General features: G+C 33.4%; 18 protein-coding genes. 11 read left to right on the forward strand and 7 right to left on the reverse strand.

What is annotated here, in order from left to right; translation table 11 throughout:
* Positions 1 to 100: 100 nt before the first annotated feature.
* Entirely contained in the window at positions 101 to 2,545 is a 2,445-nt protein-coding gene (locus CRT24_RS04690) for a TonB-dependent receptor domain-containing protein (RefSeq protein ID WP_099370093.1), read from the forward strand.
* Here the strand turns inward: CRT24_RS04690 and CRT24_RS04695 are convergent.
* Positions 2,542 to 3,360 carry an AraC family transcriptional regulator gene (locus tag CRT24_RS04695; RefSeq protein ID WP_099370094.1) on the reverse strand — a complete coding sequence of 273 codons (819 nt, stop codon included), beginning with the start codon at positions 3,358 to 3,360 and terminating at the stop codon, positions 2,542 to 2,544. The two genes, CRT24_RS04690 and CRT24_RS04695, sit on opposite strands and share 4 nt — an antisense overlap.
* 108 nt (positions 3,361 to 3,468) lie before the next feature.
* Between CRT24_RS04695 and CRT24_RS04700 the strand changes: the two genes are divergently transcribed.
* Positions 3,469 to 4,470, forward strand: coding sequence for a hypothetical protein (locus CRT24_RS04700; protein WP_099370095.1), 1,002 nt, complete (start codon positions 3,469 to 3,471; stop codon positions 4,468 to 4,470).
* 23 nt (positions 4,471 to 4,493) lie between these two features.
* Here the strand turns inward: CRT24_RS04700 and CRT24_RS04705 are convergent, their stop codons facing one another.
* The 3 genes from CRT24_RS04705 to CRT24_RS04715 all read right to left on the reverse strand — a co-directional run bounded on the left by CRT24_RS04705 (position 4,494) and on the right by CRT24_RS04715 (position 7,467).
* Positions 4,494 to 5,165: an ankyrin repeat domain-containing protein gene (locus CRT24_RS04705; protein ID WP_099370096.1), complete on the reverse strand. Its 672-nt coding sequence runs from the start codon at positions 5,163 to 5,165 to the stop codon at positions 4,494 to 4,496.
* A gap of 2 nt (positions 5,166 to 5,167) precedes the next feature.
* Positions 5,168 to 6,499 carry an amidohydrolase gene (locus tag CRT24_RS04710; RefSeq protein ID WP_099370097.1) on the reverse strand — a complete coding sequence of 444 codons (1,332 nt, stop codon included), beginning with the start codon at positions 6,497 to 6,499 and terminating at the stop codon, positions 5,168 to 5,170.
* 104 nt (positions 6,500 to 6,603) lie between these two features.
* Positions 6,604 to 7,467: an AraC family transcriptional regulator gene (locus CRT24_RS04715; RefSeq protein ID WP_099370098.1), complete on the reverse strand. Its 864-nt coding sequence runs from the start codon at positions 7,465 to 7,467 to the stop codon at positions 6,604 to 6,606.
* Between the two features lie 171 nt (positions 7,468 to 7,638).
* Here CRT24_RS04715 and CRT24_RS04720 point away from each other — a divergent pair, with 171 nt between their 5' ends.
* Positions 7,639 to 8,313 (forward strand): CPBP family intramembrane glutamic endopeptidase, encoded by a 675-nt coding sequence (locus CRT24_RS04720; protein WP_099370099.1) that lies wholly within the window; start codon positions 7,639 to 7,641, stop codon positions 8,311 to 8,313.
* 10 nt (positions 8,314 to 8,323) lie between these two features.
* Here CRT24_RS04720 and CRT24_RS04725 read toward each other — a convergent pair whose 3' ends face one another.
* On the reverse strand, positions 8,324 to 9,439 hold the full coding sequence (locus tag CRT24_RS04725; RefSeq protein ID WP_099370100.1) for an acyltransferase family protein: 1,116 nt from the start codon (positions 9,437 to 9,439) through the stop codon (positions 8,324 to 8,326).
* Positions 9,440 to 9,650: 211 nt separating this feature from the next.
* Here CRT24_RS04725 and CRT24_RS04730 point away from each other — a divergent pair, with 211 nt between their 5' ends.
* From CRT24_RS04730 to CRT24_RS04750, 5 genes are all read left to right on the forward strand, one after another.
* Positions 9,651 to 10,352: an ABC transporter ATP-binding protein gene (locus CRT24_RS04730; protein ID WP_099370101.1), complete on the forward strand. Its 702-nt coding sequence runs from the start codon at positions 9,651 to 9,653 to the stop codon at positions 10,350 to 10,352.
* Entirely contained in the window at positions 10,333 to 11,286 is a 954-nt protein-coding gene (locus CRT24_RS04735) for an HlyD family secretion protein (protein WP_180269066.1), read from the forward strand. Before CRT24_RS04730 ends, CRT24_RS04735 begins: the two co-directional genes overlap by 20 nt.
* Before the next feature lies 1 nt (position 11,287).
* Entirely contained in the window at positions 11,288 to 12,421 is a 1,134-nt protein-coding gene (locus CRT24_RS04740) for an ABC transporter permease (RefSeq protein ID WP_099370103.1), read from the forward strand.
* A 2-nt stretch (positions 12,422 to 12,423) separates the two neighbouring features.
* Positions 12,424 to 13,698: a TolC family protein gene (locus CRT24_RS04745; protein ID WP_099370104.1), complete on the forward strand. Its 1,275-nt coding sequence runs from the start codon at positions 12,424 to 12,426 to the stop codon at positions 13,696 to 13,698.
* 123 nt (positions 13,699 to 13,821) lie between these two features.
* Entirely contained in the window at positions 13,822 to 14,445 is a 624-nt protein-coding gene (locus CRT24_RS04750) for a hypothetical protein (protein WP_099370105.1), read from the forward strand.
* A gap of 259 nt (positions 14,446 to 14,704) precedes the next feature.
* Here CRT24_RS04750 and CRT24_RS04755 read toward each other — a convergent pair whose 3' ends face one another.
* Together CRT24_RS04755 and CRT24_RS04760 are read right to left on the reverse strand one after the other, a co-directional pair.
* Positions 14,705 to 15,253: a hypothetical protein gene (locus tag CRT24_RS04755; protein ID WP_099370106.1), complete on the reverse strand. Its 549-nt coding sequence runs from the start codon at positions 15,251 to 15,253 to the stop codon at positions 14,705 to 14,707.
* A gap of 399 nt (positions 15,254 to 15,652) precedes the next feature.
* The gene (locus CRT24_RS04760; protein WP_180269067.1) at positions 15,653 to 16,510 is read right to left on the reverse strand and encodes a ChbG/HpnK family deacetylase; all 858 of its coding nucleotides are present in this window, start codon (positions 16,508 to 16,510) and stop codon (positions 15,653 to 15,655) included.
* Between the two features lie 156 nt (positions 16,511 to 16,666).
* Between CRT24_RS04760 and CRT24_RS04765 the strand changes: the two genes are divergently transcribed.
* From CRT24_RS04765 to CRT24_RS04775, 3 genes are read left to right on the forward strand one after another with little or no spacing between them, the layout of a single operon-like run.
* A complete protein-coding gene (locus CRT24_RS04765; RefSeq protein WP_099370108.1) occupies positions 16,667 to 17,872 on the forward strand; it encodes a FecR family protein in 1,206 nt (401 codons plus the stop codon).
* Between the two features lie 57 nt (positions 17,873 to 17,929).
* The gene (locus tag CRT24_RS04770; protein WP_099370109.1) at positions 17,930 to 21,394 is read left to right on the forward strand and encodes a TonB-dependent receptor; all 3,465 of its coding nucleotides are present in this window, start codon (positions 17,930 to 17,932) and stop codon (positions 21,392 to 21,394) included.
* A gap of 3 nt (positions 21,395 to 21,397) precedes the next feature.
* Positions 21,398 to 23,065 carry a RagB/SusD family nutrient uptake outer membrane protein gene (locus CRT24_RS04775; RefSeq protein ID WP_099370110.1) on the forward strand — a complete coding sequence of 556 codons (1,668 nt, stop codon included), beginning with the start codon at positions 21,398 to 21,400 and terminating at the stop codon, positions 23,063 to 23,065.

Raw genomic sequence — 23,065 nt, forward strand, 5'->3', positions numbered from 1 at the left:
TCATCGATTAAAAAGTATATTTGAAAAAAGAATGGTATAATTATCAACAAAATCAAGGAAAGAATTAATCTTTTATATTTTTGGAGAAAAACTTAGACCATTGAAAAAGTATTATTTATTACTCTGTTTATTATTAACGATTCAATCAGTTATTGCTCAGAAGGCTAATTTAACAGGTACTGTTAAGGATTCTCTTACAAATTCTTTGATTTCTTATGCCAGTATAGGAATTCTGGATAATTCGAATAATGTTGTTGATGGCATGATTACGGATGATTCTGGAAAATTTTCATTTCATAATCTGGGATCAGGTAAATACTTTTTGAGCATCAAATTTATAGGTTACAACCAGAAGTTGGTGCCTATAGAGATCCAAAATCAGAAATCTTTGGACTTAGGTACAATTTTGATAAGCCCATCCAAAAATGTGCTTGAGCAAGTAACAGTGACAGGTAATATTGCTTCTCAGCAACATAGCAGTGATAGGCAAACATATCAGGCGAGTCAATATAAAAATGCTGTTGGGGGTACTGCGTTAGACGTTGTCAAGAACCTTCCTTCAGCATCGGTTGATGCAAGCGGTAATATCAGTATGCGAGGGAATACGGGGATTATTGTTTTGATAAATGGCAAACCATCTTTTTTGGATCCTTCGACTATTTTAAGTCAGATTGCTGCCAATGATGTTACGGAGGTTGAATATATTACAAGTCCTACAGCACAATTTGATCCTGATGGCAAAGGTGGAATAATTAATTTGAAGACCAGGAAGTCATCGACCAATGGTTTTGCCTGGACCTTAAATTTACAAGGTGGTCTACCAAGTATTGATGATTACGATAATTTGGAAAGTCAAAAAAGGTTTGGTGGTGATATAGCTTTCCAATATAAAAAGGATAAGCTAGAACTTAATGGTTCTGCAAATTATCTTAGAAACGACAATGCCGGTTTTCGAGATGGTGATGTTAACACAATAATTGGTGATAGACAAACATTTTTTCCATCTAAGGGCGAACGGAGTTTTGATAAATATAATTTTGGCGCACGTCTGAATGCAGGTTATGAATTCACAGATAAGCATTCTGTAAATTTAGGGTTATTGGCTTCAAGGAAATTTCAGGATCGGATAGCTGATATTTATTACAACAATAGAACTATTCAACAATCAACTGGAGAAGAAATATCTAGAACGAATTATTTCAACCCTAATCTTCAAAACAAGCAAGGAGAATTCTATTTATTGGACTTTTCTTATTTATATAAAATAAATAAATCCCACTCCATTCAATTAGGTGCTATCTATGAATTTGCTAATATTTATGGATCTACAAGAAATGCCAATATTGAGAATCAAAATGATACTATTCAATTTACTCATAATACCTATACGAATCCCTTACATGGATTAAGATTATCGATTCAACATCAATGGAAATTAGCTAACGCGGAAATTCTTACTGGCTATCAATTGAGAAATGACAGGCAGAAGGGTAATTTTGAGTATTATGCAACGGAAAACGGAAATGAAAATTTGGAGTTAGTTCCCGAATTTACGGGTAAACTAAATGCTACGAACCGTGTTCATGCATTATTCACGCAATATGACAGAAAATTTGAAAGGACTCAATTATCCTTAGGCCTGAGGTATGAGTATTATGAGCGAGATGTTTTGTTATTAAATACCAACCAAGAGTTTCCTTATTCCATTCATCAACTATATCCGACTATTAATTTGATGCATGATTTAGGCTCTGGTTACTCCTGGAAGGTTGCAGCCTCAAGAAGGGTTCAAAGGAACAACAATTTTGAACTTAATCCAATTCCAGAACGGGAACACTCAGAAACACTGGAGCAAGGAGATCCTGAATTATTGCCTGAGTTTATCACTAATGTGGAAACGGGTTTTGTAAAGAAATTAAAAGCAGGCAGTTTGTTCATGAATGCTTATTATCAACACAGCAAAAATCCAATTCAAAGGGTTAATTCCGTATATGCTGATACCATACTACATCGGGTTTTTACGAATGCAGATTATTCATCTAGAATAGGTGTTGAATTAGGTGGAGAAGGCAAGCCATTATCATGGCTTAAAGTAAATGGAGGTGTTAATTTGTATAATTTTAAGATTTCGGGTAAGGTCTTAGACTATTTGGAAACAAGAAATAATCAGGATTTAGTTTATTCACTTAATGCAGGCATTCAAGCAGACTTATCAAAAAATTGGAGCACTGGATTACAAGTAAATTATCTTTCTGAGAGACCTACGGTCCAGGGTTATGATTCTAGATTTTTAACTCCTCACTTTAACTTGAGCAAAGGTTTTATGAATGGTGCGATAACCGCGCAACTACAATGGCAGTTTATTGAGCTTGGAAATTGGGGTGTGAATGAGCAAAGGATTACTACCTCTGCAGATGATTTCTACACTACAACGAACTATATTTATGAGAAGAACGTCTTCTTAATAAATTTGAATTTTAATCTCCATAAACTGAATCAAATCTTAAAATTACCTAAGAGTGAGTTTGGTGAGAAAGAATTTTAATGCTGATTTTTTTTAAATTCTGATGGTGTAACTCCTGAATATCTTTTAAAATATTTAGAAAAGTTCGATTTATCAGAAAAGCCAAGTTGGAATGCTATTTCAGAGATTGAATTTGAAGTATAGAATAGCAATCTTTTTGCTTCTTTTATGATATATCCAGCCAAAACTTCCGAAGCGGTTAAGTTTGTATTCTTCTTGCAAGAAGCATTTAAATTCTGAGGGCTCGTATTCAATAATGATGCATAATAAGCCACGTGATTCAACACCCGTGGGTTCTCATTCAATAATTCACAGAAATTTGCATAAAGACTATTCTGTGAAGTTTTCGATTTTTTAGAATGGTCTGTTGATTCTAATGCTTTTGCGAGGAGAGCCTTCAATAATCCTTCTTGGGATGTTTTGTTCATTTCGAATTCAAGAATGCTGAGTAAGCTTTCAAAGAATATGGAATCTTTTAAATAAATGGTATCGAATTCTACCAATTCATCAATAAGTTTTGCTAGTTCAAAGTCTAAACTTTGGTCAACAAACATCTTCTTCAGTAAAACAACATAGCCCTTTACTGGATTTTCCAATTCCCAATGGTGTACATTATCCTTTCTAATTATTAATAAGCATGGAGTTTTGACAATACTCTCCCTCCCATCAACAGAATGTTTTCCATTTGTGGAAGATAAAAATACAATCTCCAAATATCCATTATGTTTATGTGGTTTTGTGACTATTTTATTTTGATCAAATGCAGCAACTTTTAGGAGACGCTGAGCTTCTAATTTATTTTTTACTTCAATTATTTTTGAGTTTTTTGAATTCATCAGCCATTTTATTTTACAATTTTCCTATGCAAATTTATTTATTTTGATGTAGATAAAATCTTCAATAATATACTAACTTAGAGCAACAAACCAATTAATAAATTATTCATGAAAATCGTTAAGACTCTCATTTTCCTCACCCTATTTATAGTAGGTAATTCATACTCCAATCAAGTTTTTTCGCAGGAAATAAATTCAACGGAGGAGAATGAAGAAATTATATTCTACCCTTATTGGGAGACAGATGATCATTTTGTCTATGAGGTAACCAGGGTCAAAAGTAAAACCTCTAATAATAATTCCCCTAAGATTGATTCTAGTGTTTATACAGTTGATTTAATAGTTCTTGATACATTAAATGAAGAATATTTATTAAAATGGAAAATTGATTATCAGTATTTAAGTAATGAAATTCCTTCTGAAATAAGGGCAGAGATCAAGGAATTATTAGATTTAGAAATAATATATAAGGCTGATATATTGGGAAATTTTATTGGTATTGAGAATTGGGAAGTTCTTTCGGGTCAGGTGAAAAATTACATGATAAAGCTAACGAAGCTTATAGCGGAAAAATCTGGACAGTCTGATGATATTTTACAGAGTATGGAAAAGTTCTTTTCGACTATTACTTCAAAGGAATCATTGGAGTATTTTGTATTCAAAGAAATTCCAACTTTCCATTCTTTATATGATATCAGTTTACCCATTTCTGAGCCTTTAGTATATGAAAATGAGGGTACCACTCCTTTTTCTAAGAATTTACAGAAGTTTAACACGAAAATCTCTTTGCTAAATATTGACGAAGAAAATGGGTTATGCATTCTTAAGGAAGAAACAGCGGTAGAACAAGAAAGCATGAAAACAATAATGAATGAATTAGTTAAAGAAAATTTCACCAGTTTTTCAGATGAAAAAGAATTTGATGAAGCTTTAAAATTGATCAAATTAGATATCAGTAAAAGTAAAACTCAATCTATTAATTATAACAATGGGGTAATTCATAATTTAATTTATGAAACGAGTACTTCCATAGATTTGCCTGAAAATAATCAAGTAGAGAATGAAACTATTAAAATAAGACTGCTCTCTACGTCACAGGATAAACATTGATGATTCATTGAAATAGAGATTCATTATTCTTGAATGATCTTTACTATTTCATCGAAGCCTCTATTTTTGGCATGTTGAAGTGGTGTTACGCCATCTTTATCGGGTATATCCATTTTAGAGCCTGCATCTTTCAAAATCTGTACAATTTCTTGATATCTTTTACTGCCGTCTCCAAGAACTATGGCTTCCATTAATGCTGTCCAACCTAATCTATTGACATGATCAATTGGATAACCTTTGGTATTAGCTAATAATCTAACTGTTTCAACATGGCCACGCTCACAAGCCGGTATTAATGCTGATCCATTGTAACGATTGAACACATCAAATCTAGCACCGTTTTCTAAGAATAGCTTTAACATTTCTGTCTGACCAGTTGCCCCCGCGTAAAGGAATGGGCTATCAAGGTTATCAGCTTGTTGGTTAACATTTGCTTTGAACTGAACCAACAACTTGGCCATTTCCAAATCCTTGTTAATAGTCGCTATAAGAAGTAAATTCCTACCATTTACATCCGTGGTATTTACATTTTCTCCTGATGTCAGCTTAGCTTTTACATCATTTAATTTCTTATTTTCAACTAATGATATCATACTTTCTTGATTAGGGTTTTCCATTTCATTTTGTTCAACGGTGGTTGAATGACATGCTGTGGTACTAGCGAATAATGCAAATACTAAGATTAATTCTTTCATAATTAATAAACTAGATTTCCTTTAAAAATTAATGATTCAACTGGGGATATTCTCGAAACAGCTTCAGCAGAACAAGAAGCATCCACTAAAACTAAATTAGCCTCATCTCCCACTTTTGGCCATTGTTGATTTCCGTTTTCGTCGAGTGGCGTTATTCCAGCAGTTGCTAATTTAAGCATACTTGCTAATCCTTTTTCGGAAGAAAAGCCATATAATTGGGCGGCTAAATTGGCTTTTTGAAGCACACTCCCAGAACCAAAGGTATTCCAATGATCAATTATACTATCATTACCAACTAACACTTCCACCCCTTTTTTCATTAAGATTGGGATCGGCATTACCAAATTCCCAAATGGAACCGTTGATACAATTCCCACTTTAGAATTTGATAGTTTTTCAGCTAATTCTTCTTGTTTATTCTTATCAATATTTCCTAATGCAAAACAATGGCTGATAAATGTCTTCCCTTTCAATGTGGAATTTTCATTTACTTTGTCAATTATATATTCTATCGTTTTTATTCCAGACTCACCCGATTCATGTAAGTGAATATCAATTCCCTTATTATTATCCAAAGCCAACTGTACGGTAAAGTCTATTGTTTTTTCAATTGCACCATCAATACTGGATGGATCAAGTCCACCAATAAAGTCGATGTCCATTTTAGCTGCTTCTTTTAAATAAGGCACTGTATCTGTGTAGAAAACACCATGTTGAGGAAATGCTACCAATTCTGCTCCAAAACCTGATTTCTTATTTTCAAGGGCTACTTGGAGGTTTTTTAAGGAATCTAGTTTAGAGGTGGGTTCAATATTGACATGACTTCTAGCAAAGTTGGTTCCTTTAGACTGCAGTAATTCAATCAGTTTTTCAGCTTTATGCGTAGAGGTTTTCAACAATTCGGGCATGATTTCCTGTTCCAATTTAATCATGCCTTTTACCCCACCTGTTCTTCTTCTTACTGCTTGCCACTTATCGCCATAATAAGTTTTATCTAAATGAATATGCATGTCTTTAAAAGAAGGCAACATCAGTAATCCTTTGCCATCAATTGCATTGGGAACATTAGAGTTGGGACCAATGCTTTTTATTTTACCCTCTTCTATTTCAATAGTAAACAAATCAGTCTTTGTTCCGATAATTTCATCATTGCTGTAGTCAAAACCAGTTTCCAATCTTACATTATTGATTACCATTTTATTGAAGTTTAATTTATCAGTATTATCCATTTGTTCTTTCAAGTTTGTATCAGCCATCAAAGCTTGAGGTGATAGTGCTATCCCCGCAAATCCTAATACTGAATTCTTGAGAAAATCCTTTCTAGATATATTCATTTAATTCCTTTATTAATAGTTCGACAGTATTATTAATCTATAACACAAAATTATACAGACTAGTTGTGTTAATCTTGGTTATTTTCTGCCAAAACTTGTAGATTTTATAACTTTCTTCTGAATTGGGTTGGAGTGAAACCAGTTTGGGATTTAAAGAAATTAGAGAAATGGGCATGATCATAAAATCCGAATTCAAAAGCAATTTCTTTAATAGTATTTTGTGAAGTATATAATAACCGCTTGGCTTCAACGGTAATTCTTTGTTGGATAAGCTTATTTGCAGAAATTTTCAAATTCCTTTGAGATAATATATTGAGATAATTAGCAGTTATATTTAGTTGATCTGCATAAAATGCAATTGACTTTTCTTTCTTGTAATATTTATCAATTAGCCAATTGAATTTCACCAGTTTTGGATTAGCTTGATAGACTTTAAATTCTTCACTTTGGTTTTCAACAACTTTACTCACGATGGCAGCAATAACACCTGATCTAGCAGAAATTAACTGATCGACTGGATTTTCATCTAGCAGCTCAGTCCGTATTGCATTAAATTCATACAGTAATTGCGTGTAATTATTATGATCTAAAGAAATCACAGGATGGTTTTGGTAGTTTGTAAAAGAGAATCGAAAAGCAGGTGCAAATTGTTCTAAGAAAGTGCTTTCAATCATCAATTGATATGCTTTAGTTTCCTTATTAATGTGCCATTTATGGATTTGCCCAGGGAATAGAACATGAACTTCATTATCACCTATTGTATAGTCCACAGAATCAATATTATGTACCCCCGATCCCTTATCAAATAGGATAATGATAAAAAAATCATGTTTATGGGGTTTATGAATAATGTTCTCTCCTATGATTTCATTGAATATCAATTCTTCTTTTCCGGCGATTTGTTTTGTACGGAATTCATGGATATCTAGCGTAGGAACAGCTTTATTTTCGCTTGAACGGTTAAGCATCTTATATTATTATAAGCTAAATTTAATCATTAAGATTTATAATGTTGAATACAAAAATTTTAGCTTTCTAATGTTATGAATAAGTTACCATTTAAATTTTATATGCTATTATTAATGGAATAACTATAATTTTAACAACCTATTATTAACAAGAATTTCATATAATTAATAATGTATCCAAATTTTAAAATTGTAGTTGACAGAAACAGTACTATTAATAAGAGACTAATAATTTATTCACCATTTATTATTATTGTAGTCAACATTTTGGTTGCAATTTTATTTGGGAGTATAATTGGCAAGTGGGCATTTATTCCAATAATATTAGTTGAATGGTTGATGTTTTTGCTGTTTATTCATTTTCAGAAAAAAGATCATGAGCACAAGAAATGGTTAAAAAGCAGCATTGGAAAGAGTAAAGCGTTTTGGGCCACACTTTGTATTATCATTGGGCTTATACCCTTACCTATATTTTTGAAGCATTATCATTTGCTTGCAGACCTCACGGTTTTTATCCCATGGTTTATCCTATTCATGATAAATCCGTTTTTAGAAGAATATTATTGGCGCGGGGTATTGCTTGATCAAACCAAATTTTGGAATCCTACAATCTCGGTATTATATAGCAGTATACTTTTTTCGGTAAATCATGCTGTTTTTGGGATAAATTCCGAATTATTTAGAGGTTACGAAGTAATGGCTTCAACATTTATTATGGGTCTAGTTTGGTCCATTACGTATAAACGAACAGATACTTTAAGATGGGTTATTCTATCCCACATGTTGGTAGACTTTCTAAACTTATCTTCTGCATCCTTCTTAGATCTATATAAGCCAAATTTTTAGCAGAAGGAATTTAAATCTTTATAAAGATTCTTCTATTATATAGAATAATAAGGATAAGGAGAACAATTGAATAATTACCTATTGTAAGAATCAAATCTGAATAATTGGGAAAGTAGGCTTCAATTCCATAGGTAAGTGAATGGACAAGACTTCGAAAATCGATTATAGAAGCCAATACATATGCAACTATAGAATTCATTCCATAAATTTTCAGCCATCTAAAAGGTTTGGCGAAATTTCTGACATCAATTATATAGTAAAAAATTGCCATCAGTAAGATACAGATTCCACCAGAAAACAGAGTCATACTACCTGTCCAAATCTTCTTGATTATAGGTTGTTGATATTGCCAAATCAAACTCACAATAATGCAAACTACCCCTGCTACAACAAGTTTAATAGTAGTTCCATTAGGATCTTTGTCTTTTCCATCTTTTATTAACTTACCAGTCAGGCAGCCCATCAATACCGTAACTATAAATGTAAGTGATGACCAAATCCAAGTATATTGGTAACTTTCAGAAAAAATCCATTCATCACCTTGCCATTTCACTCCATCCATAAAATTTTGCAAGAACATCTTGTCTATATAAAGTGCAAAATTATGATTAGGGTCGTAGCCACCCCAAGTTGACATGGGGATAGAATATATAATCAATAAAGTCAGGCCTAATCCTATAAGCTTTTTAAAATTGAGATATAAATATGCTATTGAAGTAATTAAATAGCCTGTAGCTATAGCTTGAAGCGTATTTGAATAGAGTCTTAGAATCTTCCAATCAAATGCTAACAAATTCCCTTGTACCACCATTCCTAATATCCATAAAATCAAAAATCTTCTGACGATATGTCTATAAACTTCCGGCGAATCGTTTCCAATTTTCTTGTCTAATGAAAAAGGTATTGTAATTCCTGTCATAAACAGGAATAAAGGCATAATTAGATCCCACAAACGAAAACCTTCCCATGATTCGTGTTCAAATTGATATAGAAGAGCGTGATAAGAGGAATTATCCCAAATATTTCCGATTGCCATTAATATTGGTTGAAGAAAGACTAATAAAAACAAATCTAAACCTCTCAAAATATCTAATGATTCAAGTCTTTGCGCAGGATAGGTTTTCATAATTTATTGTTTTAACTCATCATCTTGATAATGAAGAACATTTATTCACTAGGTTGATTGATGAATTTGTAAAAAGGCCAGTTGATATTATATTCTAGTTCAATATAGTTCTTTTTCGATGTTTAGTTGGCATAATATGTTAAAAAAATAGTTTTCACGGCTTGTCTTTGGTAATTTTCTTGGTTAACTTTAGAGACTAAGCTAGAAAAACATGTCTGAAGAAATTGTCCGATTAGAGAGTGTAGATAAAATATATAAGACCGGCGATACCAGCATCACTGCCTTAGCAGAAACCACAATAGGTTTTGAATCAAATAAGCTAACATTAATCATGGGTCCTTCTGGATCTGGAAAGACTACTCTCCTTTCCATTGTTGGATGTGTTATCTATCCTAGCCATGGTAAAGTATTTTATAAGGACAAAGAGGTAACAAAACTTTCGGAAAACAAATTAGCAGATTTAAGACTTCATGATATTGGATTTGTCTTTCAACAATTCAATTTATTAGAACCATTAACAGCATTAGAAAACGTGATGCAACCTTTACTTCTTCAATCTGTTTCAAAAAAGGAGGCCAAGGAGAAGGCTTTGAAGGCATTAGAAGCAGTAAATCTGTCTGATCGCATTCACAACCTTCCAAAAAAACTAAGTGGAGGTCAAAAACAACGTGTTTCTATTGCACGAGCATTGGTTACAAATCCGACTATGATTTTATGTGACGAGCCTACTGCATCTTTAGATGCAAAAAGTGCTGCAATCATTATGGAAGAACTCAAAGATCTTGCAAGAGAAGGAAAGGCAGTAATCATAGTGACACACGATCTAAGATTAAGGAAGTTTGCAGATAAAATTATATATGTTGAAGAAGGCAAAGTATCAAATAGCATTCAGAATGAGGAAGATTATAAATAGTTTTAAGTTAGCCAGTTGGATTATTATTTCAATTTGTGTTTCCAGTTGCAATAATGGGAGCAAAAATGATTCGGCTGACAAAAAAGTTGACTCTTTGCCTGCTATAAATAATATCATAGCCATTGGAAAGGTAGTTCCTGCTGATGGTTGGATCAAAATAAGCAGTCCTATCAATGGAATCATTGACGAAATACTGGTAAAAGAAGGCGATGAAGTTAAAAATGGACAAGTTCTTTTTAGATTGAAAGAAAATACTGCAGGTATTGATGTATCTCAAGCACAGGCTCAACTGGAAAATCTACAAGCTTCTCGCCAGGCAAATCAAAAAGAATTAGAAAAAGAGGAAATTCTATTGGCTGAATTAAAGTCTAAATATGAGACATCTCAAAAACTATTTGACAGAAATGCTGAAACCAAAGAAACCGTTGAATCAGATTTGTCAAATTATAAACAACAAATTCAAAAAATTGCAAGTCTTAGGGACCAATTGAATGCTAATAGATTATCAGAGAAGGAACAAGCCTTATTGGTAGAGAAAAGCAAAAAAGAATTGAATGACTACACTGTTATCGCTCCTGAGAATGGCATAATTACTGACTTGAACGTGGAGGTTGGACAATTTGTTAATGGCACTGATGATTTAGGGAATATGATTGATAACACTAAAAGTGTTGTTGATGCTGAAGTTGATGAATTATTTGCCGACAGTGTGAGAATTGGTCAGTTAGTTGAAATCACGTCTGTTGGAAAAACGAATATAATTGGCAAAGGAAAGATAATATATGTCAGTCCAACTTTAGTAAATAAATCTATTTTATTTGAATCTGCGAATGAGGCGGAAGACAGAAGGGTTCGTAGAATAAAAATAGAACCGGATAGTAGCACTAACCTCTTGATCAATTCTAAAGTGGAATGTAGAATATTAATAAACTAAAATGCTTGGATTAGCCTGGAAATTCATAAAATTTGATCGTGCGAAAAGCTTTGGTATTATCACAGCTATCGTAATTAGTGTTTTTCTAATTGGACAGCAGCTGAGTTTATTATTTTTTCTGATGGGCTTAATGGGGAACTTGGTTAACAATGCTCCCATTGAAAAAGATGAAATTTGGATCATTGAGTCTCAAAGCAAGAATGTGAATTCTATTAATATGATTGATCAGCGTTCTGTTCAGGAAATTGCGAGCCTTCCTGGTATTTCAAGGACCATACCTGTGATATTAGCACCTGCTCAGGCAACATTTTTGGACGGAAAAACTGCGGCCATAACTCTAGTAGGCACTCCTGCTCCAGAATTTTTAATGGGCCCTATTCAATCTAGAATTGATAGTGGCAGTATAAAAGACTTAATGCAGCCTTATTCTGTCAGTGCTGAGTATTTTAACGCCCGAAGTTGGGAAACAGATTTATATTTAAATAAACCTATTGAAATCAACGGGAAAAGTGCTAAAGTGAGTGTTATAACGAAAAACGCGCAAGCTTTCGGTGCAAGTTTTATGTATAGTAATCTTGAAAACGCTAGGTTTTTCGGAAATTTTCCAACAAACAAAGTCAGCCTAATTATTGGGAAATTAAATGCTCAGGGAGATAAGGAAACAGTTATCAATATGATAAACAATAATTTTCCAAACCTTCGGGCATGGGATGCTAATAAACTAAAATCATCCACAGTTAAGGAGATTTTAATCTCTTCAAACATGGGTATGAGTTTTGGCACATTGGTCGTCTTTGCGATGATCTCTGGATTCTTTATCATAGGTTTAACACTTTACTCTTCAGCTCTTGATCGAATTAAAGATTATGGAACTTTGAAAGCAATTGGTGCCAAGAACAAATTTGTAAATAGGTTAATCATCGCACAAGCATTTTTGTATGCTACCATCGGTTATGTTCTTGCTATGTTATTGATTTATGGTTTTAAGTTTGGAGTTGAAAAAAGCGGGCTTAATATAAATGTTTCTTTGCCGTTCGCTTTATTTTTATTGTTTGTTACCATGCTTATTTCAATCGGCGGATCATTATTTGCAGTTAGAAAAATATCAAAATTAGAACCCGCATCAGTTTTTTAAAAATGAAACATATATTCCGAATTATATCTGTTCTTTTCATTAGCATTAATTATGCTAACGGGCAATCGTTAAGTATAAAGGAATTGTGGGCTCAGATTGATCAAGCAGCAAATATACAAGGGAAGAAATTAAATGTTGATTTACAAAAGGAGCAATTAAAGGTTCGAAATTCTGAAAGATTACCGGTTATTTATGGTGACATCAATCTGCAAAGAAACTTGATTATACCCACAACGCCCGTACCTGCGATTGCTTTTGATCCTAATGCTCCCGAGGGAGCAATATTACCTTTAAAATTCTCTACGAAATGGAATTCTAAGGCTGGAGTCCAATTAGAATGGGATTTATTCAATCCTACTAGGAAAAACAATATTGAAGAAGACAGGATCGCATTAGAAAAATCGATAGTCGAAGAGTCAATTGAAAGAGAGAATTGGAAAACTAACGCCACCCTAGCATATTCTTCAATTGTTCTAGCGACAGAACAATACAAGGCATCTCTTTTGGATAGTACGCTTTATGCAGAAATAAATGCTGTCAATAAAGAACGATTTGAAGCAGGAAGAGGTAAATCCGAGGACTATATTCTTTCCCAACAAGAATTAGAGAGAAAAAGAATTAGGATACATGAAACTTGGGAGGTGTTGGAAAATGCTAATTTAGAATTAAACAGATATTATTCGTTAGATACTATTGCAGTAATCACGAGCAATATTGAAGATATCGTATCAGAATTAGAGGACATAGATAATAATGATTATGAACAACAATTAATCAAATTGGATCAAACTTTATCTCAAGTACAATTATCTGGTTTAAAAAGACAGTTATTACCTACCATTTCATTCAATGCATATTTTGGCAGCCAATTTTTCAGTAATGAGTTCAACATCATTGATAAAAGCAATTGGTATGGTTACAGTTATGCAAGCCTTGGTTTGAAAATCCCCATTTCAGCTTATTTTAGCAGTATACCCTCCTTGAAAAAAGCCAAGCTTAATGAGGAAATATTCAATACACAACTTGATGATCAATCGTTACAGGACAAAATTGATAGTCAACAAAAATCTAATAAGATAAAATCAGCCAAAGAGAAGATTGAAAGGCTAAAGAGGATTTTAGTTTTATCAGAACAAAATAAAGATGAAAAATTAGCCATGTACCAAAATGGCAGGATATTGCTAAATGAGTTCAATTTGGCCAATAGTGATTATATAAAAGCCCAGCAAGATATCTGGCAAGCCAAATATGATTTAATCAATATTATTTTAGAATAATACTCAAGACAATCAAGTATAAAAGATTAGTTAATATTTTGTAATCAACATTTTATTTCTAATTTAGACTAAGGCTATTAATTAAGGGGAGCCGCATCTAACCATTTATTAATTTTACTTCCTATGAGTACGATCGTAAGCATTATTATTATCGCAGCAGTTATTATTGTGCTTATTTTTGCATGGTACAAGGAAAAACCTTCTCCATCAAGACCTGAGTTTTCAGAAACTGATTTTCCATTGATATTTAACGATAAGAGCATTTTAGTTGAAGGTCCAAATTACAATGAAATCAGAGAAGTATGCATTGAATTTTGCGAAAAATACAATGTTAAACAGTACAATGTGATAGTAAAATTAATCCGTTTAAATCCTACATCAACATTATTGATTTTTCCCTATGAAATAGATTTTCAACATTATTGCTATTTGGTCAACTACTTGAAATTCCCTATAGGGCAAAATTATTCTGCGGATGTGAAAGGTTGGCTTACCTCAAAAAAATTAGACGAGTGGATGGATAGCAGGTCAGTAAATAAAAAGATAATGGTCTACAATCACTCTGACATCAAATATGCTGACGGTGTTAATTATACCACTATGGACCAATTGGGATTCCGTATTAATTTTAATGAACCAGGCAAAGCTTCCGAATTAGAACAACCGGTCGAAAAATATGCTCCTTTTTCTTTAAAAATACAAGAATTGAATTTATCAAGGGGGGAAATAATAACGTCTAGAGATTAATAGTAATTCTGTCAGTTTATTTATTACATGGTATATTTTGTAGTCATTTTAGCCTGACATATAAATTTTAGAAATAATAAATTTAGGTGGGTTTATTTTATTTTTTGTTGTAACTCAACAATAAAATGTTAAAATTTTGTTAAACACGAGGTTTAAATTTAATTCGGCATAGACATTGAATGTACTTTATCAAATTTCATAATTTAGGTTAATAATTGGTTAGTTAAAACTCCTTAGGCTCCCCGCCTTAGGAGTTTTTTTATTTAGTAACTAAATTAAATTTTTTTGACAATCTCCTAAATTCAACCTTTTTAATTATCGGGAAGCCAAAATATCCTGCTGATAAATGTATATCTAAAGAGTCTGGGTGTATTTTATTAATTTTAAATTCTTTTGATAGACCAATTCTTTTATTAAATCCGTTATCAAATTCTGCTTTAACTACAGTTGGGGCATCTAAATTATTTTCCGGATGCCAAATTTTGTTCACTTTACATTTTACTTTATAGGATGAAACCGTAGTATTGGAAGATCCTAAAAAGTAATTCACACTCAAAAAGACAAAAGTTAAATATGAGCCGGAAATAATAATGTTATAGAAAAGCGATTCAAGCTTGCCAACTCCTTTGAAGAATGTACTGTCCTTAAAAAGGATATATCCAAAAATTCCTATTGCAAATAAAAATGCAATAATTTGTAAGGGAACAAGAGTTTTTTCAAAAAGGAAATAGTTGAAAATATTTAGCAAGATTGCAGACAGAACAACTATGTCAATCATTGAGATTTTGACAGTTTTTAGAAATTTCATACCCCATTAATAAATGATTCTACAAGTGCAAATATATAATAATTTATTAATATAAAATTTACATGTCAATTTAATATTTTTTATATTAATGAAAATAAAAACCATCAATTTAAAAAATATTATTTATTTGACGCAATTTATTTTCTTAAAAAGAATTTTATAAATATCTTTGTAAAAGTAAGAGAGAAAATGAAAAAAAATAAATTAGGATGGAAGGAACATTTATAAAATTTAACAAACTATAAAATTCATGTTACTGGTATTTTTCTTTACTTTCATATTATTCTTTTCAACCATGGTTATATTAACCAATTTTTATTTAAGTAGAGAATTAGTTTTGATTCGCTATGTCTGTTGGATATGGCTGTCCGCAATTGCTTTGTTTGCAATTTTAATTTTTTATGATTTTTCTTTAATTGATTTATAATCAATTGATTTAAAATCAATAAGTTCAATTCCGAGATTTAGAATTCTTTCTTTGATTTTTGGGTGGGTAAGCAATTTAGTTACCTCGCTTCTATCCTGCCTTACATTTCTGTATCCCTCGTGTCCAACATGTTCCATTTCACTTACATCCTGTGCAGGATGTTCAACAAAAATATATACTTCTCCTGATTTTAGACTATCCAGACCATCTAAGAATGCTAATACTTTCGCATCAAAGTCTTTTTGCTTATTTAATTGTATGTTAGGAAACATTTTCAGTCCATAATCATAATCTTGAGGTAAATCGTATTCGATTGATAATTTGGCGAGCATATTTTTGACATCTTGGTGCATGTTTCCACATCCCATATGGGTTGAAATATGTGAAATCCTAGGAACTAGTTTTTTTGCCATCTCAATTTGTGCCCTAAATTCTTTTTCAATATCTTCTAATTTCCAATTATGCTCCAATATTGCAGCATTCGGTACGTTTTGATTGGGATAAATAAATGAGTAGAAATAACCATTGTCATCGACCAAACTGGGTACTTCTGTTAAAGGGCGCCATTTAACATTTTCCCATTCGCTAGTAATCATCAAATGAACTCCTACATCAAGGTCCGGGAACTCTTCTAATAACTTAATTGCTTCTGGAGCCCATGGACAATTGATCATCAACTCCACTGAAGTTGTAATTCCATTTTTATAGGTTTCTATTATTGCATGATTTGCTGCACTAAATGATCCAATATCATCCGAACGAATTATAAGTTTTGGCGTCTCTTGCGCAAAAGACCGTTTCATTGCCAAGATTGATAAAATGAATATCATGTATAGAGTTAAATCTTTTATCATATAATTTTTTTAGGTAAAACAGACTTCCAGAAATCTTATAATCAATTGATTAACAAAATATAAAAATTATTTTTTAAAAACTAGCTAAGATGTTTGAGAGTTTTCCGTATTCACTTATAGAAACTTAAATTCATGATAGAACAACCTGAATACATTGCGCAACTTATAAAAAAGTTGTTTGACGGATCTATTTCTGAGAGTGAAAAACTCGAACTCCAGAATTGGATTGATGAAAATCCAAAAAGGAAAGCGTTTATCGAAGAATTGAATCAAAATGACCAATTGTTTGAGGAAGCACTAATATGGATAAAGCTAGAACACGAAGATAAAGATGGGTGGATTGAAAGATTATCAAATACAACATTTGATAAAATAGATAAATTAAAACAACCAAGATCAATTAACTATAAGAGAATTTTTAAGATTATTGGCACTGCAGCGGCTGTTATTTCAATTGGTTTCTTTCTCACCTATTTCATAATTAGAAATAATGAATTAAAATTCATTGAACAAAATCAAATTGCATTACAAAATATTCATCCCGGGAAACATCAAGCCACATTAACATTACCATCGGGAGAAGAAATTGCGTTGAGTGAGCAAAATGATTTAATAGAAATTGATAATCAACAATTCATAAAGTACGGTAATGGAGAGATAATTTCTGATCTCAGAAACAAATTCCCTGAAAATTCTACCATTTCTGTAAAAGTACCAAGGGCAGGACATTATAAAATAAAACTTTCGGAAGGATCTTTAATTTGGGTTAATTCAGAAAGCGAATTGATTATTCCTATCAAATTCAGTCATGACCGAGAATTGGCATTAAACGGTGAAGCTTTTTTTGATGTTCACACCCTTTACAATAATGATCTCAAAATTCCATTTAAGGTTAAATCCAAGGGCCAACTGATAGAGGTTACTGGGACACAATTCAATGTCTACGCTTTTCCTGGTGAGCATATTAAAACGACTTTAGTTGAAGGGAAAGTGAATGTTTATACTCCAAAAACTACTATTTCGCTAAATCCTAATGAACAAAGTTATCTTTCAAACTCAGGGCTCCGTAAGTCTCAGGTTGATATAGGTCCGGAAGTAGCATGGAAAGACAATATGTTTTATTTTAATGAAACACCACTCAAAACTGCGATGACCCAACTTAGCAAGTGGTATGATTTAGAGATCCAATACCGAGGCGATGTTCCCGACACCTATTTCTATGGTGAGTTCAGCAGAGACCAACCTCTGAAAGATCTATTAAAAATTTTGGAGGAGGCTGATGTAAAATTTGAATTTGAAGCAAGAAATAATAAAAATTACCTGATTGTATTACCCTAAAAATCTTATCAAAAAACAATAAAAAATAACCCAATTCTAATCGCTAAAAAAATCATTATGAACTACCTAAATGAAGGATTTGGCTTTCTAAAGCCATACAGAAAAACAAAGTGGATTAAGAAGAGAAGTTTGTTTGTTATCGCCATCATGCTTGTATTTAGTTTTCGACTATTTGCAACGACATTTGGTCAAACTATTTCCATCCACGTAAAGGATGTCCCATTAATTGATGTTATGAGGACCATCCAAAACCAAACAGGACATTCCTATTTTTTAAATGGACGAGAGCTTGCAAATCTTAAGGTCAGTGCAGCATTAAATAATGCAGACTTAAAAACAACCATGAGTTCCTTATTAAAAGGAAAACCTGCAAGCTGGTCAATGAAAGGCAAAACAATAGTTATAAAGAAAAAGAATTCTAGTAATTCTTCGCTTGAAAATAGTGGAAATAGTTCCTCAAATGAATTAAGCCAACAACAAATATCAGGTAAGGTTACTGACGACCAAGGTAATCCTTTACGAGGGGTAACCGTAAAAGTCGTTGGAAGTAGCGCTGCGACCTCAACAAATGAAAATGGTGAATTCCAACTTAATGTTCCTACTGAAGCAACAACACTTAGTTTTTCATTATTAGGATTTCAAGTATTGGAAGTTCCTTTAAATGGTCAAAATACGGTTAATGTAAGCTTAATGGAAGGCAAGAATGATTTGGAAGAGGTTGTGGTAGTTGGATATGGTACACAGTTAAAAAGAGATTTAACTGGTGCAGTATCAAAGGTTGATGGGGAGGCATTAAAAAATATGCCTATTAGAAATGCTACGGAAGGTTTACAAGGGCAGACTTCTGGGGTTCAAGTTACCTCGACTGGTGGAAGTCCTGGTACACCACCTGCTGTGAGGATCCGTGGAATCGGAACTGTCAATGATAATAATCCATTATATGTCGTTGATGGATTACCTCAAAGCGACATTGGCTGGTTAAATCCAAATGATATTGTGAGCATGGAGGTCTTGAAAGACGCTTCAGCTACTGCTATATATGGTTCAAGGGCAGCAAACGGCGTCATTATGGTTACAACAGCTAAAGGAGCCCAAAGAAGTAACGAGCTTAGTAATCTAATATCATTTGACAGTTATTTAGGTTTTCAGAATCCAATAAAAACCTATGATATGATGAATGCCAAAGAATTTATGGAATACAAGAATCTTGCAAATATAAACGCTGGATTAAATCCATATTTCTCTGATCAAGATAAAGCTGATGTTTTAAAATTCCTGAAATCAAATACTGGATCAGAAGAGGGTACCAAATGGTGGAAAGAAATAAATAATAAAGATGCTTTAGTCCAAAATTATGATATAGCAATTTCTGGTGGTATCAAAGACCTGGCCTATAGAACAAGTTTCAACTATATGGACCAAGAAGGTATTATTAGCGGCTCTGATTATGACCGGATGTCATGGAGGACAAATTTCAACCATAATCTACGTGAATGGATATCCTTATCAGGGAATTTTGGATTAATAAATGAAGCTCGAGGTAATGTTTTGGAGGGAAGTCCTGGTTTTAACACTGCTTTTATATCATTTGTAGCTGATCCTATTTCACAAGTTTATAGAAATGACTTAAAAGATATCCCGGAATTTTTAAAAGATGGTTTTTTCTTGGATAGAATAGACCCGAACAATCCATGGTCAATGTATGGTCCAATACTAATGACTAACAAAGAAAATCCTGTTGCCCAAACAGATATTTACAAAAATAACCGCTGGAAAGGCATTGCAATTAAGGCTGGCGGAGCTGTAGATATCAAAATCATGCCATGGTTAAAGTACAGAAGTAGTTTAGGGATTGACATGGGACGAGGTGTTTCAAATTATTTCTATCCTAAATACTATTTAAATGGAAATCAATTTAACAATGATGCCACTGTTGGTGCTTCTAATTCTTTAAACAACTATTATGTATTTGAAAACACATTAACTTTTGAAAAAGAAATAGAGGATCACAAAATGTCGTTGATGGTTGGTACTTCAGCTGAACAATGGAAAGGAGAATCATCAGGTGCTTCTAAACAGGGCCTTGTTTCCAACGATCCTAGTCAATGGATAATCAACGCAGGATCAATAAATCCACAAGCATCTGGCTCAAAGTGGGAAAATGCTTTGAATTCTTATTTTGGAAGAGCATTCTATTCTTATAAAAACCGATACATGGTAACTGCCAATCTTCGTTACGATGGATCATCAAACTTTGGGGATGGCAAAAAGTGGGGTACCTTTCCTTCCGTATCTGCGGGTTGGAATTTTTCAGAAGAAGACTTCATGGAGACAGCACATTGGTTAGATGCTGGTAAATTAAGATTAAGCTGGGGTATGATCGGGAATCAAAATATTGGTTCTGGGGCATATTTAACCACCTATTCCGGAAATATGGGATATTATCTCTTTGGACCAAGGAATCCACAACTAATTGGGGGAAGTAACTACATTGGAAATCCGCTGATTCAATGGGAACAGACAGAGCAATTGGATATTGGTCTTGAATTAGCTTTTCTTCAAAATAAATTACATTTCAATTTTGATTATTACAAAAAGACTACGGACGGCATGTTGTTGAATGTTCCTTTGCCAGCCTATCTCGGATTTCCAAACAGTCCTTGGTCAAATGCTGGAGGGGTTCAAAACTCAGGTCTTGAATTTGACTTATCATATAAGGATAAAGTTGGAGAATTTGGTTATTCGATCGCAGCAAATGCTTCAACTGTCAAGAATAAAGTATTGAGCCTAGGTGGCGGTGAGCCGATTACAGGTGGTGGTTGGATTTCTTATACTACGACCATGACGGAAGAAGGAAAACCAATTGGATATTATTATGGGTTCAAGACTGATGGAATATTTCAAAGTCAAGAAGAGGTTGACAGTTATGTTCAAGAAGGTGCGAGACCAGGTGACTTGAGGTTTGTAGATTTTAACAATGATGGTATCATCAACAATTTGGACCGTACAGATATTGGTGATCCATTTCCTGATTTAACTTATGGTTTCAGATTAGGTGCTGATTACAAAGGATTTGATCTACAGGTATTGGGTCAGGGTACGATTGGAAATGATATCATGAACATAGCGAAGATTGACATGAAATCTGGCGTGGGCTGGTATAATGCACCAAAGGAATTGATGAATGAGGCTTGGTCTCCAACAAATCCAAGTAACACCCAATTTAAGATCAGTGCTGCAAATCAAAACAACTTACAGATTTCAGATTGGTTAGTCGAGGATGGTTCTTATCTAAGAATAAAGAGCATCCAATTAGGTTATACCCTACCTTCTACCCTTTTTAACAAAGCTCGAATTGATAGGTTAAGAATATGGGCAGGCGCTTATAACCTATTTACTTTCACAAATTACAGTGGATTAGATCCAGAAATTGGAAGTGGTTCACCGCTGAATATGGGAGTTGATCAAGGATATTATCCAATTGCTAAATCATATATGTTTGGTGTTAATTTTAGCTTTTAAGTCATGAAAAGAAAATATATTAAAATTTTAGTTCTGTCGGCTTTATTAATTCCGATGGGCTGTAAAAAAGATTATTTAACCAGGGATCCATATGGTATCCTAAATCAAAGTGAATATTTTAAGACAGATGGTGCCGGCATGAAACTGTTAACAAGTTGTTACCAACCGATGACAGATTCATGGGGCTATACGGTAAATAAAGTAGCCATTGGAGATGAGGTGGTTGATAATGCCGGAGCGGGCGGTTCTGATCCTGGTGATAGACCTCAGACAACAGAAGTCGGAAGAGGAAGACCATTAGCATCCAATGCTTTATTGTTTGAAACATGGGCCAACCGATTCAAGGGTATAGGGAATTGTAATATTGCTTTGGATGGATTTGAAAAACAGGGAGCAAATCTTATCCAGGATGGTAAACCGGTATCTGCAGAAACAGTAAAACGCTTTATTGCAGAGGTAAAATTCTTGAGAGCATGGTATTATTTTGACTTGATAACTGTATTTAAGGAAGTTCCGTTAGTTATTCAGATTGAAGATCCTTCCACAAGGAAAGAAAAAGCACCATTATCAGAACTAAGAACACAAGTTTACAAAGACCTTGATGAAGCAATTGCAGAAAGCAATTTGCCTAGGAGTTCAGCATTAACGAGTGCAGAAGCAGGAAGAGTAAGCAAAGACGCTGCATTGGCACTTAAAGCTAGATCTGCATTATTCTTTGCTGGTTTAATGGAACAAAATATACTCACTGGCGATGCTAAAGCGGAATATACTTTAGCAAAAAACGCGGCTGGAGAAGTAGTTAAAAGCGGTGGCTTAAGTTTATTGCCTGATTTTCAAGATCTCTTCAGAGGAGATTATCAGATAGGTCCCTTTTCTAAGGAAAATATCCTAGGTGTTATGCGAAAATATGACCCTGCATTTGGATTAGGTGGTGATGCCTTTGCCATTATGAATGTTGGTCGCAATAACGTTGGTGGCTGGGGCGGTAATACACCTACCAAAGATCTTGCGGCTTCGTTTGATCCTGCAGATCCACGTAAAATGTTCACTATAATTAGTCACAATGATATCTTCAAGACCAGTACAGGGGGTCAAGAGGTGCATAATTACCGAGGTTATTTTAATGATTTTGATCTACAACAGAGTCGCAAGGCATTTGTCCCTCAACAATATCGTCAGAACAATGATTTGCAGCGAAGTAATTGGCAACCGTATTGGATAAGATATGCTGAGGTGTTGTTAGTTTATGCGGAATCAATTATTAAATCAGGAGGTAGTACTGCTGAAGCATTGCCTTATATCAACCAGGTTAGAAAACGAGCTTTTGTCACTACATCAAAAGTTGATGAACCAGCTGTATATCGTTTATTTGGACAGGGATTGAAGCCAATTTCAGAAGCAGAATTCAACACCACATATGCAGTCAAAGCTACAGATAACGTATTAGAAGCTATTAAGAAAGAGCGCAGAAATGAATTGGCTCTGGAAGGATTCAGGTTGTATGATTTAATCCGTTGGGGATCATATCCTACCACGATGAAAGCATTTTTTACAAAATATGGATTTGCAGATAAAGGCAGGGATGCAAGTGATAAAAGTTGGCCATTCCCAATTCCTCAAATAGAAATCGACCGTTCAAATGGTGCATTAGTACAAAACTCAAATTATTAA

It is taken from the genome of Sphingobacterium sp. 1.A.5, from assembly GCF_002734235.1.
Classification (GTDB): Bacteria; Bacteroidota; Bacteroidia; order Sphingobacteriales; family Sphingobacteriaceae; genus Sphingobacterium; species Sphingobacterium daejeonense.